The following is a 14485-nucleotide window of genomic DNA, read 5'->3' on the forward strand; positions in this document are numbered from 1 at the left end:
GTTTTAGGCAAATACTTCTTTTATACTAACAATGAGGCAGATGTTATAGAACGCTTATTTTATGAAAAATTAGGCTATGTTTAAATAAACATAGGATTTTAAGTATTTATAGAATAGGATAAAACCGCACTCATTATTTTTGTCTTATGTCATCAATTGCAGATTATTACGAGAATTGATAAATAAGTTTTAGCTACCTCCTATCAATTTTGGACATAATTGATTCTACCAGGCCTCTGATTGTATAAATTCCGTAAATTGTTAGTAATACCATACAAATTACTGATACTATAGGTACGATTAAATCTTTCATTTGTTCACTTCCTTCCATTAGGTAATGTTTAAATAAGTCAAAGTATTTAGAGACTATGCATCTGACATAATACATATTGCCAATAAGGAGTTCAAATATAAAACCACATCTCCTTTTTTAGAAAAAGTGTCAATAAAAAAAGTTGGTGTAAACTGTAGTCAATGATTAATTTGACTAACACTACACCAACTTTAAATAAAGATGAAATTTTTTATATTTATGTTTTTCTTGAATAAATTTTTTGTACAGATACATAAGAACTCCTCCAATTAAATTTTAGTATATTAGCTTATATTATATCCTCAATTCACAGTAGTTATACAAAGATTGATAAAATTTAAAAAATAATTAGTGCATATACCAAGATATACCACGAATTAAGTTTATAAACCCTGGGAAAATAATCTTATCATACTAACTTATAGGGTAAGAGGTAATATGTATGTTGAGATTTTTTCCTATGCCATATCCAGATGAAAGTATATACAGTGTATTTGTACGATATGATAAAATGACAGGAAACAATAATTATTTTATAACAATTAAAGAGTTAATGGGAGATATGTATGCGACAGTGACATATACTTTAGCAAATAGATTAGATTTTCTATGTAGTGAACTTCCAAAGTGTGCAGAATATACACCTGAACTCTTTATTGAAAATAATATGATATTGCCTTTTTATAAACCATTTATACCTTTAAATAGGTATGAAAAGGCTATTAAAAATATTAAACAAGGACAGTTAACATCTGTTAAATCAAGCTTAGGAATGACAGCAGGTTCTATATTTAAAACTATAGGAATTAATTATTGTCCACAATGTATTGCTCATGATAGAAAAACATATGGAGAAGCATATTTACATAGGATACATCAATTAGAAGGAAATTTTATTTGTGTTAAGCATAAATGTCTATTGGAAACATTTGAACCAGAGATTACTTCAACAAATACAGTTTTTCAGGATATTGAAAAACTAACTCTTAATTTTTCTAATGAAAATATTAAAAATGGGATAAAGAATGAAGTTTTCCTTCTTTCATCAGATATTGAATTCTTATTTAACAATATTAGTATATTTCCTGATATTGATATGATAAGAAATAAATATACCTGTATGTTATATGATAAAGGGTATAGTTCAGCATCTGGGTTAATAAATCAAGTTAAGTTACATGAAGAGTTTTTAAGGTATTATTCTACTGGATTTTTAATAAAATTACAATCTAATATAAGAATAGAAGATGAAAATAGTTGGATTAGAATAATTACCAGAAAAAAGCAGAAGACAGTACATCCAATTAGGCACTTAATATTTATTAGATTTTTATTTGGAAGCTTAAATAACTTCTTGGAGTATAGCAAGATAACTATACCTAAGCCTACGTTAAAGAAATTAGAAGTTAGCAATAAAAGCAATTGTTATAGAGCCTACTTAGAAGTTCCATATAAAAAGGCTATTACTGAGCTAATCAAAAATGAGCCGCACTTGTCACGGAGGCAAATTAAACAACGTTTAAGCAATCAGTACAGGTGGCTATATACGCATGAACGAGATTGGTTAGAGAAGATTTTACCTGATGCCAAGAAACATAAAGAGTTTTACAAAAATGATAGAGTAGACTGGAAACAAAGAGATATAGAAATGTACAATAAAATTAAGATAGCTATTTATAAGATACTAAATGATACTAAAGTTAATAGGGTAACTGTGACATATATTGCACAGATTATTGGATATAAGGCATTAGGCAGAAATTTAGAAAAGCTACCCAAAAGCAATAAACTAATAGAAGAAAATATAGAGAAATTAGACGACTTTCATAGAAGAAAGATTAAGAATATAATAAAACAATTAGTTGCAGAAGATAATGATTTAAAAAGATATGTGATATTGGCTAAAGCTTGTATACCGAGAAAATATTATAATTGTTACGATTATTATATAGAATCAACTATTGAAGAAGAAACAAAAAATAAAGAATAAAGAAATAATAAGAAGTTCCTCAGCTCAATGAGGAGCTTTTTTATTAAAAAAATCTATAAAAATTATAACTAATAAAGTAAAGAGCTTTGACTATAAACAACAAATTTTAACAAAATTACATTGACTATAATTTATGAAATATAAGGAAAATAAAGATAATATAGCAATAAATGAAATAAAATGTATAAAATAATTTAAGGCGGAAACAATAGGCTATATAGATTGTTTGGATAAGGGAGGCTGTATATGTCAAAACGTAAAAGAGATTTTAATGATGTAATTATTGAAAATAGGATAAAAGAAGGTAGGGGGAAGGGAGAGGGAAAGGAGTATAAACCATGGATTACTGTTAGAGATATACCATCTAAAGGAATTAGTTCAGAAATTTTAGGGTGGAAGACAAATAGGATACATCATTTACTATCAAAATTAGAATCTAAATATTTTTTTGTTTTAGAGTGGTCTCCTATAGTAACTGATATAAGAGAACAATTCCCTTTACTTAATGAAAATGGAAGTTCCAATGAAACATTAAGAATTGCAGAAGATATAGGAGTTAAACATCCAACTATACCAATAACAGGGACTAATAATATTTTGACAACGGATTTTGTTATAACACTAAATATAAAAAATGAAATTATAACAGTAGCAAGAACAATAAAATACGAAAAAGATTTGTCTGATATAAGAACTCTTGAAAAATTAGAAATAGAAAGATTGTATTGGGAGAGACGAAATGTTGACTGGAAGATAGTAACAGATAAAGATGTGAATGGAATACTATCATACAATGTGGAGTTAATTCATAATTATCTAAACTTAAATGGATTAAATTTAGATAATACTAAAATTTTATTTATTGAGAACAGCCTAAGAGATGAATTATCTAATAATACAATAGGTTTTGCAAATTTATCACAAAAGGTTGATAAAGTAATAGGAGAAAAGCCAGGGACTTCATTAGCTATAATTAAACATCTAATAGCTAATAAAATTTGGGAATTAGATATGAATGAAAAAATTAACACAGAGCTTCCTATAAAAATTGTTCGATTTAATGAGTTTCTAAAGAAGAAGGGTGTGATTTAATATTATTACGATTAATTCCGTCATTAAATATAATGATGAAAACTATAGTGATACTATATTAAAAAGAGTTTTGTGGATAAGTAGAGAAACTGATACTGTTATTCTGTATAGATTAAATAAGAAGGGAGAATTACCAATCTGTGAAAAACTTAGCTACATTGAGGAATTATTATCTTCATCACAAATAATAGAAGTAGAGTACAATTCCATGAAAAGAATTAATTATAAGAATATAAGCGAAAGTAGTATCCAAATCTTAGAGAAAAGATGGAATATAATAAAAGATATAGTGTTATGTGAGCCAGATATTTATTTTGGTGAGGAAAGGGGGAGTTTGATTAATAAAGTAATAATTGAGTATGGTTGTGCAAAAAAGACTGTATATGAATACCTAAGACTATATTGGGAAAATGGAAAAATGAAATATGCACTATTACCTAATATATATAAACGTGGTGGAAAGGGAAAAGATAAAATCCCAGGAGATAAAAAAAGAGGAAGACCTCTAAAATATACAATTGTTACTCAAGTTACTGAGAATTATGATAATCTAAATAATTCAATAACACAATCAGGAATAAATATCACAGATGAAATAAAACAGAAAATTGAAAAAGGGTTTAAAAAGTTTTATGCTAATCAAAATAAAATAACATATGTACAAGCTTATCAAAAGACACTTGAAAGATATTTTGTTAGGGGATATTATACAAACGAAAATGGAGATAAAATACCCATCATAGATATGGATAATATCCCTTCTATAACTCAATTTAAGTATTGGGGAAATAAGTTATTCACTTTAAAGGAGTTAAATATTTTAAGAGAAGGTGAACGGAAAAATGAATTACAAAAGAGGGCTGTATTAGGAGAAACAACCATAGAGTCGTTTGCTCCAGGGAGAAGATTTCAGATTGACGCTACTATTGCAGATATATATTTGGTAAGCAGATTAAATTCTAATTATATAATTGGCAGGCCAGTTGTATATATGGTGATTGATGTTTTTTCAAGAATGATTGTTGGTTTTTATGTTGGGGTTGAAGGTCCAAGTTGGATGGGGGCTATGATGGCTCTTTATAATACAACAAGAAATAAAGTTGAACTTTGTAAAGAATTTGGAGTAAACATCCAGGAAGAAGCGTGGGAGTGTAGTTATCTTCCAGACTCATTAACTGTAGATAGAGGGGAAATGGAAAGTAAAAAGCCCCTAAACTTAGTTCAGAACTTAGGAGTGAGAATTGATATTCTTCCACCATACCGGGCTGATTGGAAAGGCATAGTAGAGCAAAACTTTAGGCGAATTAATAATAAGACACTTCATTGGCTTGAAGGAACAGTTAAAAGTGAGTTCAGAATTAGAGGAGAAAAGGATTATAGATTAGGTGCATCACTTAATTTAGAAGAATTCACGAAGATTATTATTTACAGTATATTGTATTTTAATAATAGGTATATGGATTACTACAATAGAGATGAACAAATGATTCGTGACAACGTAAATTCTACACCTAAAAACCTATGGAAATGGGGGATACAAAACAGAAGTGGTTTATTGAAAAGTTATCCAGAGGATATAATAAAATTTAACCTAATGCCATCAACAAGTTGCTCTATTAGTTATAAAGGATTGATGTTTCAAAAGAGAAAATATAGTAGTAGTGAGGCTGTAAGTTCAGGAATTTTTGAGCGTGCAAAACAGAAAGGAAGAATAAAAGTAAAAATATCCTATGATCCAAGAAATATGGATTATATTTATGTACATACAAATGATGGATTTACTAAATATAATTTAGTTGATAACAGTAAAAAGTTTTTATATTATGAAGAGATTGCTTGTATTAACGAAATTGAAGAACAAGAAAAAGAATATTATAAAAAAATTGATATACAAAATACTGCTGAGTTAAATGAAAGTATTGATATAATAGCAAAACAAGCTAAAGATAGATTTGAGGACGCAAAAGAATCTAAAAGCAAAAGAATTAAAAATATAAACATTAATAGAAAAATGGAAAAAGAATTAAATAGAGATGAAGAAGCGTGGGAATTAGAAAAGAAGGAGAGTAATGTGGCAAAAGTAATTAGTATTAATGATGATATAGATGAAGACGAATATGTACCAGCACCTCAATATTCAAATCTATTAAAGTTTGATTTAGATAAGGAGAAATAGGAGAATGGAAATAAGTTCAAAAAAGTTTGTTCAAGCTAAGTATACTAATCAAAAGATAAGCATATACCAAGATAACCCATACATAGAAGCTCTTCCAGATATAATTGATAATCCTGAAAAATTAGCAGAATTACTTAGTAGGTATCCGTATTTTAATAATAAGGATTTAGATTTGCCACCGTTATATAGAGTTCAATTAGTTAGAAATATTGAAAGCTATTACAAGCCATTATCTATGCACTTTAATATTGAACAAGTTATTTCAAGAATGATTAGGTTTGGATATTTACATAGAAATTCTTATAAAAAAGGTGAAAAAATTGTTTCAAGTGGTCAAAAATATGAAATAGAAGAAACATCTTTATCTACTTCACCAGAACTATCTATAATTGGAATAAGCGGAATTGGAAAAACAACATTGCTAAAGGCTATATTGTCTACTTATCCTAAGGTAATATTACATACAAATTATAAAGGTGATAGGACTGTTAGATATCAAATAACTTGGTTAATGGTTCAAACACCATCGAATGGTTCTCCAAAAGGTTTATGCTTAAACCTATTATCCCAGATAGATGAAATTTTTGGTGAGAATATGTATTATAGGAAAGGTGCAACAAAAAGAGTTGCCGAACTTCCAGAGTATGTAAGGCGGGTAGTTGAACAACATTCTGTGGGAGTGATAGTATTTGATGAATTACAAAATTTAAGAGGACTTGGAACAAAGAAGGAAGAAGAACTTTTAAATTTTTTCGTAGAACTTTCAAATACTATATCTGTACCAATTGTCTTAGTAGGCACTTTAAAAGCACTACCATTATTTAATAGTGAATTTAGAAATGCAAGAAGAATTTGTGGTGAAGGTAGTATTATATGGAATAGAATATCTAAGAATAATGAATGGAGAGCTTTTGTCCAAGGATTATTTAAATATCAGTGGACAAAAAAACGTGTTGAATTAAATGATGGATTATTAGATTTACTGTATGATAAGTCCCAAGGTATTACTGATATTGTTGTAAAATTATTTATATTTTCGCAATACAGAGCTATTTTAAGTGGAGTTGAAAAAATAACTAAAGGTATTATTAAATCGGTTGCAAAAGATTATTTAAAACCAATACAACCAATGCTTGATGCACTAAAAAGAGGAAATGAAGGAGAATTATCGCAATATGAGGACATTTACTTAAAAAAAGAAGATTGGGATGAATTCGAGAAGAGAGAAAAAGAAAAAGCTATGTTATATGAAAACCTTCAAGTTGGCAATGAGGAATTTCAAAATAAAGATGAATATAATAAAAAATCTAAAATTACATCTATAACTTCCTGGCTTATTCAGGCAGGATTCAATAAAAATGAAAGTGAAGAAGTAGCAAATCAGATAGTACGTAATTTAGGAGCAGATAAAGAGATAAATATTTTAAATAGGTATGCTTATGAAATGATTACAAGTAAAGATACAATTACTAAGGAAAATGTTCAAAGTAAGAGTTTTAAAAAAGATAAAGTTGCTAAAAAAGATGGATTAACCTCTATATATGAAGAGGCTAAAGCAAAAAAACAACCTATTTATGAATTGTTAAAAAAGTATAATTATATAGCTGAAATAAATGAATTTATTGTATAGGAGAAGAAAGTTGATTAGGTATTTTCCGAATATTTTCACTGATGAATTACTTTATAGTGCATTTTGTAGGTACTATGAAGATACAGAACAAGAAAGTCACAAAACTGCTTTAAAAGAATTATTATCTAAAGGCAATCCACTGGCTATTATTCAGTTTCCAAGTAACATTGAACTTTTTATAGAACAATTTAACGGTATAAGTTACTACAGTGCAGAGGATATTATTTTTAAATTTACTATGTTACCATTATGCTATCCTTTTTTAGATGTTGAGCGACAGGAATATGCTATCAATAATATGAAGGGCAACAATGGTAAAGGAATTTATATGAAGTTAGGTATTATGGCGAGTAACTTAAAAGCTCTTAGATTTTTAAAGTATTGTCCTGAATGTTTAAAAGAGGATAAAGGGAAGTATGGAGAAGTATACTGGCACAGAAGTCATAATGTAGTAGGAGTACATTTATGTCACAAACACAATAGGGTATTAGAACAATTTTGCCATATTTGTAATACACCTATTGCAACAAAGAATAAGTTTAAGCTTACGCCTTTAAGGACTGAATGTGATAATGGGCATGATATTACAAATCAGGGATTAATAGTAAAAAATAGAATTCGTTACGTGGAAGAACATAAAAAGATCTCTAAAGCTGTAGAATTTTTATTAAATTCAGATTTAAGGAGCTTTAATATAGAAAAGGTATTCAATAGATATATTAATTTATTAGGACAAAAAGGTTTTTTGACTATATCAGGTAGATTTAAAATGAAAGAATTGAAAGAACAATTTCTTAATTATTATAAAGAAGGGTTTTTACAAGACCTTAACCTTAGCATTGATTTATATTCTAACTGTAGTTGGTTAGAAGAACTATTACATAAGAGAAAAAAGATGACACATCCCATAAAACACATCTTACTTATCAATTTTTTAGTTGATGATTTTAAGGAGTTTTTCTACGGTGGAGATAAAGACTTAAACCTTTTCGGAGTAGGTCCATGGCCTTGTTTAAATCCAGTTGCAGAACACTTTAAACAGTCTGTAGTTTCAAAGTGTATTATTACAAAGTGTACTCATACTAAGAAACCAGTAGGGACATTTATATGTGATTGTGGGTTTATATATTCAAGAAAGGGACCAGATACTGAACCATGTCATAGATATAAAATAGGCACAATTAAAAAGTTTGGTCATGTATGGGAAGAAAAGCTAAAAAATGTATTGAATGAAGGTGGTAGCTTACGCTCTATGGCTAAAAAAATGAAGGTAGACCCAATGACAGTGAAAAAATATTCAGCAATTTTGAAAGATGACAATACAAGTAATAACACCACCTTTCAAAGAACTAATGTTAATTTTAAAATAAGCGAAAAGTATGCTAATAATATTAAAAGCTTCATGTCAACACATGAAAAAAAGATAACAAGAACTGAGTTAAGAAAAGTATTTCAGAAGGAGTATATATGGCTGTATAGACATAATAATGATTTACTACAAGAAATATTGCCTCCTAATTCGATTAGAAACAAAACTAATAATGTAAGGGTTAATTGGGATGAGAGAGATATAAATATTTGCGGGGCTATTAGTAGTGATATAGAGAAACTGTTAAGATTAGATAAAATTGTTAGAATAACATTAAGCAAAGTAGGAACTGATACAGGAACTTTATCAATTTTAGAACAGCATTTAAATAAGTTACCTAAGACTAAGGAAATAATAGAACAATTTAAAGAGAGCATTGAAGATTTCCAGATTAGAAGAGTTAGAAAGGTAGTTAATGATTTAATAAAAAATGGAGATGATATTTCAGAATGGAAGATTTATAGGAAGGCAGGAATAAGGAAAGATTGTAGTGAGAAGGTTAAGAACGAAATACAGCTAAGTATTAGTAATAGTTTTAAGAATATCATGTAGAATTAGACTAATCCTAATGCTTAATGGATTATATAAATAAGAAAGACATATTTAAAACTCTGTAGTATTTAATTATATTATAGAGTTTTTCATTGTATTGCTTTTATCAAAAAGTAAGAATAAAATATAAATTAGGTAAAAATAGAATTACTAATAGAGAGGTGGGCTTTTGAATATAAAGTTATTCTATAAAACTCAGAGAGAAATTGCTCACGTATTAAATCAAATTGTTGACCAGTATTGGGAAAATAATTTAAACGAAAAGGAATTGATTAGTTATATAAGTTCAATCTATAGAAATAACACAGGTAAGGTTAAAAAAGGAAGCAATTATACGTCAATCTTACAGCAGATATGTGGAAAGAGAAGGTTAGAGGTTATTAATAAAATATTAGAGATGAATAAAGAAACTAATAAAGAAAAGTGATACAACACCTAAATTCTTTAAAGGAGAGAAAGTATGCTTAAAGATATAATTGAAAAGAATGAAAATGTCGCTATAAATCAGAGGCAAATAGATATACTAAAAAGACATTTTCCTTCATGTTTTACCAATGAAGGGAATTTTGATGTAAAAAAGTTAGAACAAGTATTAAATGAAAATGAAGTAGATATTACAAAAGAAGGATATGAACTAAATTTCTTAGGGAAGTCTTACGCAAAGTTATTAACAGCACTCGAAAGTGAGACTGTAATAAAACCTGATTTAGAGCATAATAGTAAAGAAGAAAATAAGAGCAGTGAAAATATTTATATTACAGGTGATAACCTTGACTCTATTAAGCATTTGTTAAAATCATATGCAGGAAATATAAAATGTATATACATAGACCCTCCTTATAATACAGGTAGTGACGGGTTTGCTTATATGGATAATTTTAAGTTCACTCCTGAGCAATTATCAGAAAAGATAGGTATTTCAGAAGAAGAAGCTCAAAGAATATTAAATATGACATCCAGAGGTTCTGCTTCTCATTCAGCATGGCTTACATTTATGTATCCTCGCTTATACCTTTCGAGAGATTTGCTATCAGACGATGGTATTATATTTATATCAATTGATGATAACGAACTGGCAAATTTAAAATTATTATGTGATGAGATTTTTGGTGAACAAAACTTATTAAGCAATTTGATTTGGAAAACAGACGGTAATTTCGATAACCAGGCAAAAATTAAGAATTGCCATGAGTCAATTGTAGCTTATGCAAAAAACATACAGTGTTTTCCTGCACCTCCTGTCATAGACACCAATATTCCAGATACAAGTAAATTATATAAAGATGTAATAAGAAACACGGTTGTAAAAAATGGTCCTAAAAATCCTATTTCAAGTATTATAATTCCCAAGGGATTTCCCGCTGAAATTCAAAAAGGAATTATTGAAAATAGAGAAGGCTTTTGGCCTCAATATAATGTTAGTATTATTATTGAAGAATATAAAACACAGAATGAAGTGATTGCAACTACAGGATGGGGTTCAAAAGATTTATTAGAAAGTTTTATTAATGAGGGATACAAAAAAGTTTATGATACTAAAGGACAGGAATGTGAATTTATCTTAACTAAGACTGGAACTATAGAAGTTATCAAAAAAAGACTTGAAGACCAAAGCCACGTAATATCAGTGTTAACAAATTTAAGTAGTACGCAAAGTGCAGGTTCCCAATTAAAGGAAATGGGGATTCCTTTTTCATATCCTAAACCTGTGGAACTTATAAAATATCTTATTCAAATGAACACAGGAAATGATTTTACAATTTTAGATTTTTTCTCTGGTTCTGCAACAACAGCACATGCGATAATGCAATTAAACGCTGAGGATGGTGGTAATCGAAAATATATTATGGTTCAAATCCCAGAAAAGTGTAAGGAAGATGGGGAGGCTTATAAAGTTGGGTATAGAACTATAAATCAAATTGGAATTGATAGAATTAAACTGGCCTCAGAAAAGATAAAGAATGAAATAGATAAAGATATTGATTACGGATTTAAAATATATGAACTTGTTTCCTCACAAGAGCAAACTCTGGATAAAATTCTTGCTTTTGATCCAGATAAATTAGTTGAAGATATTTCAATACTAAAAGAGTTTGGAAGTGAAGCAGTGTTAATAACATGGAAGGTGCAAGATGGTTATGGATTTAACGCACAGCTTAAAGAAATAAATTTAAGTGAGTATACAGCATATCAATGTGATAATACACTATACTTTATTAATCCTAATATTACAACACAGGCTATCAAAATACTAATAGAAAAATACCAAAATGATAGTAGCTTTTTCCCTAATAGAATTATACTATTTGGTTATTCTTTTAATTTTACTCAATTAAGCCAGTTGAGAGATAACCTAAAACAATTGGCAGGTTGTAGAAAAATAGATGTTATTACACGATATTAGAGAGGAGGTAATAAAAAATGAGCATTATTCTTCAAGCAGGATTACCTCACCAGGAAAAAGCAATACAATACATTAATGATGTTTTTGAAGGGGTTAATATATTTAGAACTGCAAATAATTTTGAGAATAATAGAATTGACTTAAATTCACCTATTCTATTAAAGAATATCAAGAAGTTACAAGAGAAAATTCATCCAAGTATGAGAAATAATAATAACCTTAGTGATTATCTTAGCATTGATATTAAAATGGAAACAGGTACGGGAAAGACTTATGTTTATACAAAGATGATGTATGAGCTTCATAAGAATTATGGATTCAATAAATTTATTATATTAGTGCCAACTACTCCTATAAAAGCAGGTACAGGTCAATTTATTAAAGCTACTTATGTTAAAAATCACTTTATAGACCAGTATAATAATTCAGAGATTGAATTACATGTATTAAACCCACAGAAGAAAAAGAAAGGAAGAGAGTATTTTCCTTCTTCCGTAAGTGAGTTTGTAAAAGGCTCAAAGCTTGTAACAAATAAAATACATGTATTACTTGTTAATAGTCAAATGCTTACATCTAAGACTATGCAAAAAGAATATGATCAATCTTTTGAAGGCTTTTCAAAACCATTGGAGTCTTTAAAAGGTACAGCTCCAATTGTTATAATTGATGAACCACATAGATTTGATAAAAATAACAAGACATTTAAGTTTTTGATAGATAATATAAAGCCTCAGTGTATAGTGCGTTATGGAGCTACCTTTCCAGATACTAAGAAGGGCAAGGATTATCATAATCTAATATACAATTTGGGTTCATGTGAGTCTTTCAACCAAATGCTTGTAAAAGGTGTAGCTGTTGAATATCTTTCAAGTGTTTCTGAAAAAGAGGCTAAAGTTAAATTAACTTCTATAACTAAAAATCCTTTTACTGCTCACTTTCAGTTAGATAAGTTACAAAAGCTTAGCACTATTAGCTTGGTGAAAAATGACTCTCTTTCCGCTATTGATGAAGAGTTTAGAGGAGTTGAAATTCAGGCTATTTCAAACACAGAGGTTTTGCTTACAAATGGACTTATATTGAGAACTGGTGACGCTATATATCCCTCTGCTTTTGGTGTAACTTATCAAGAACTTATGTTAAGTTTAGCATTAACAAGACATTTTGAAACCGAAAGAAAAAACTTTTTAAGAAAGAATAAGATAAAATCGTTGGCATTATTCTTTATTGATAGCATACACTCCTATCGTGGCGATAATAATGATGGACATTTAAAATTATCTTTTGAGAAAATACTTTCGGGGCAGATAGAAAATGAAATAGCAGAGTTAGATAAGCTTATAGTTAAGGGATATGACTATAAGGAATATAAGCAATATCTACAGGCTTCATTAAATGACATTGGAGCAACACATGCAGGTTACTTTTCACAGGATAATGCAACCAGTGATGAAGAGATTATGGAAGAAATAAATGAAATACTTAATGAAAAGGAAAAATTATTAGCTATAAGAAACGAAGATGGTAGTTTTAATACAAGAAGATTTATATTTTCAAAGTGGACACTTAGAGAAGGTTGGGATAATCCTAATGTGTTTACAATAGCAAAGCTTCGTTCCAGTGGTAGTGAAATAAGTAAACTTCAAGAGATAGGTAGAGGATTACGTTTGCCAGTTGATGAATATGGAAATAGAATATCTGATGAACAGTTTTATTTAAATTATATAATTGACTACTCGGAAAAAGGTTTTGCTGATAGACTTATAAGGGAGATAAATGGAGATACTCCTGAGACATTTAAGTTAAGAGAAGATATTGTGAAGCAAGTCGCAGAGTCTTTGGGGTATACTTACGATAAGTTTAAAGGTGGATTGATGTTTAAAGATTATATTGATAATGACTTAAACATTAATGAAGATAAAAGACAGGAAATGTTTGCAGAATACCCTCAGCTTTCAAGTGGCTTACAAAAGGATAAAGTTGTCAATAAGAATAAAAAAGAAACTGGGGAAGTTAGAATAAGAGCTAATGTATATAAAGAACTTGCTGATTTATGGGAGAAATTAAATGAAAAGTATTTTATAACTTATGACAATATAACTGATGATGAACTTATAGAAGAAGTATATAATATTTTCAAAAAGGATGTGGGAAGTATCCTTACAGTAAAGAGTATTAGAGAAGAAACAGAGCAATATGGTGAAAAGATTTCTAAGAGAGATGGTTCAGGAACAATTCTACAGATAGATAACAATTTGCCATATAATGTTTTCTTAAATAAAATCTATGAGCAAACTAATTTACCAATAAAAATTATTCATAGTGCTTTAGTAAAGTATTCAAAAGAAGTTAAACTGGCAGATAGCTTTTTTAACGAAGCAACTGTAGGGAACTTTGTTACTGAGTTCTTTGAAAGAAAACAGGAGTTATTAATGGCAAGGTTTAGTTATCAGAAGATTACAGCTCCTATACACCCTACAGCACTTACAGATGAAAATGGAGCTATAAAAGAGGTTATTGCACAAGGAAGATTAGGAAAAATAACAGATAATTCAGTAGTTCCAGAGAGATATTTATATGATATTTGTGCATTTGATTCGCCACTTGAAAAAGATAATATAATAGTTGATAATATTAAAGAAATTATGGTTTTTGGGAAAATACCAAACAAAAGTATTAGAATTCCAACTGTAGTAGGTGAGTCATATAGCCCAGATTTTATGTATGTAATTGAAAGATCTGATGGAACAAAACAGTTAAATTTAGTTATTGAAACAAAAGGTAAAGATAATGTAAGTGACCTTATGGGCAAAGAAAAATATAAAATACAGTGTGCGGAAAAGTTTTTTGAGCTTATGAAACTTAATGGCTATGATGTTGTATTTAAGAGACAGCTTAATAATAATAATGTTAAAGCTATTGTTGAAAAAGTTTTAGCTTAAGAATAAGTATATAAACCGCT

8 protein-coding genes are annotated in these 14485 nt (G+C 28.7%); all 8 read left to right on the forward strand.

Going from position 1 to position 14485, the window contains the following annotated elements:
• Nucleotides 1-755: 755 nt before the first annotated feature.
• Entirely contained in the window at nucleotides 756-2303 is a 1548-nt protein-coding gene (locus tag BSD9I1_RS17420) for a TnsD family Tn7-like transposition protein (RefSeq protein ID WP_186431370.1), read from the forward strand.
• A 246-nt stretch (nucleotides 2304-2549) separates the two neighbouring features.
• On the forward strand, nucleotides 2550-3395 hold the full coding sequence (locus tag BSD9I1_RS17425) for a TnsA endonuclease N-terminal domain-containing protein (RefSeq protein ID WP_186431371.1): 846 nt from the start codon (nucleotides 2550-2552) through the stop codon (nucleotides 3393-3395).
• Nucleotides 3396-3465: 70 nt separating this feature from the next.
• On the forward strand, nucleotides 3466-5571 hold the full coding sequence (locus BSD9I1_RS17430) for a Mu transposase C-terminal domain-containing protein (RefSeq protein WP_186431372.1): 2106 nt from the start codon (nucleotides 3466-3468) through the stop codon (nucleotides 5569-5571).
• Between the two features lie 4 nt (nucleotides 5572-5575).
• Nucleotides 5576-7201, forward strand: coding sequence for an ATP-binding protein (locus BSD9I1_RS17435; protein ID WP_186431373.1), 1626 nt, complete (start codon nucleotides 5576-5578; stop codon nucleotides 7199-7201).
• A 10-nt stretch (nucleotides 7202-7211) separates the two neighbouring features.
• Entirely contained in the window at nucleotides 7212-9122 is a 1911-nt protein-coding gene (locus tag BSD9I1_RS17440; protein ID WP_186431374.1) for a TnsD family Tn7-like transposition protein, read from the forward strand.
• Nucleotides 9123-9291: 169 nt separating this feature from the next.
• Complete coding sequence (locus tag BSD9I1_RS17445) at nucleotides 9292-9549, forward strand: TIGR04540 family protein (protein ID WP_186431375.1); 258 nt, start codon at nucleotides 9292-9294, stop codon at nucleotides 9547-9549.
• A gap of 33 nt (nucleotides 9550-9582) precedes the next feature.
• Nucleotides 9583-11526, forward strand: a complete 1944-nt coding sequence (locus BSD9I1_RS17450; protein ID WP_186431376.1) for a site-specific DNA-methyltransferase — start codon at nucleotides 9583-9585, stop codon at nucleotides 11524-11526.
• 17 nt (nucleotides 11527-11543) lie between these two features.
• Nucleotides 11544-14465, forward strand: coding sequence for a type III restriction-modification system endonuclease (locus BSD9I1_RS17455; protein ID WP_186431377.1), 2922 nt, complete (start codon nucleotides 11544-11546; stop codon nucleotides 14463-14465).
• The last annotated feature ends 20 nt before the right edge of the window (nucleotides 14466-14485 follow it).

The organism is Clostridium sp. BSD9I1 (assembly GCF_900185645.1).
In the GTDB taxonomy this organism is placed as follows: domain Bacteria; phylum Bacillota; class Clostridia; order Clostridiales; family Clostridiaceae; genus Clostridium_AK.

What these genes read in the sequence shown, in the direction of transcription:
- BSD9I1_RS17450 (WP_186431376.1), top strand. Translation starts at nt 9,583, where the DNA reads ATGCTTAAAGATATAATTGAAAAGAATGAAAATGTCGCTATAAATCAG.
- BSD9I1_RS17425 (WP_186431371.1), top strand. Translation starts at nt 2,550, where the DNA reads ATGTCAAAACGTAAAAGAGATTTTAATGATGTAATTATTGAAAATAGG.
- BSD9I1_RS17455 (WP_186431377.1), top strand. Translation starts at nt 11,544, where the DNA reads ATGAGCATTATTCTTCAAGCAGGATTACCTCACCAGGAAAAAGCAATA.
- BSD9I1_RS17435 (WP_186431373.1), top strand. Translation starts at nt 5,576, where the DNA reads ATGGAAATAAGTTCAAAAAAGTTTGTTCAAGCTAAGTATACTAATCAA.
- BSD9I1_RS17420 (WP_186431370.1), top strand. Translation starts at nt 756, where the DNA reads ATGTTGAGATTTTTTCCTATGCCATATCCAGATGAAAGTATATACAGT.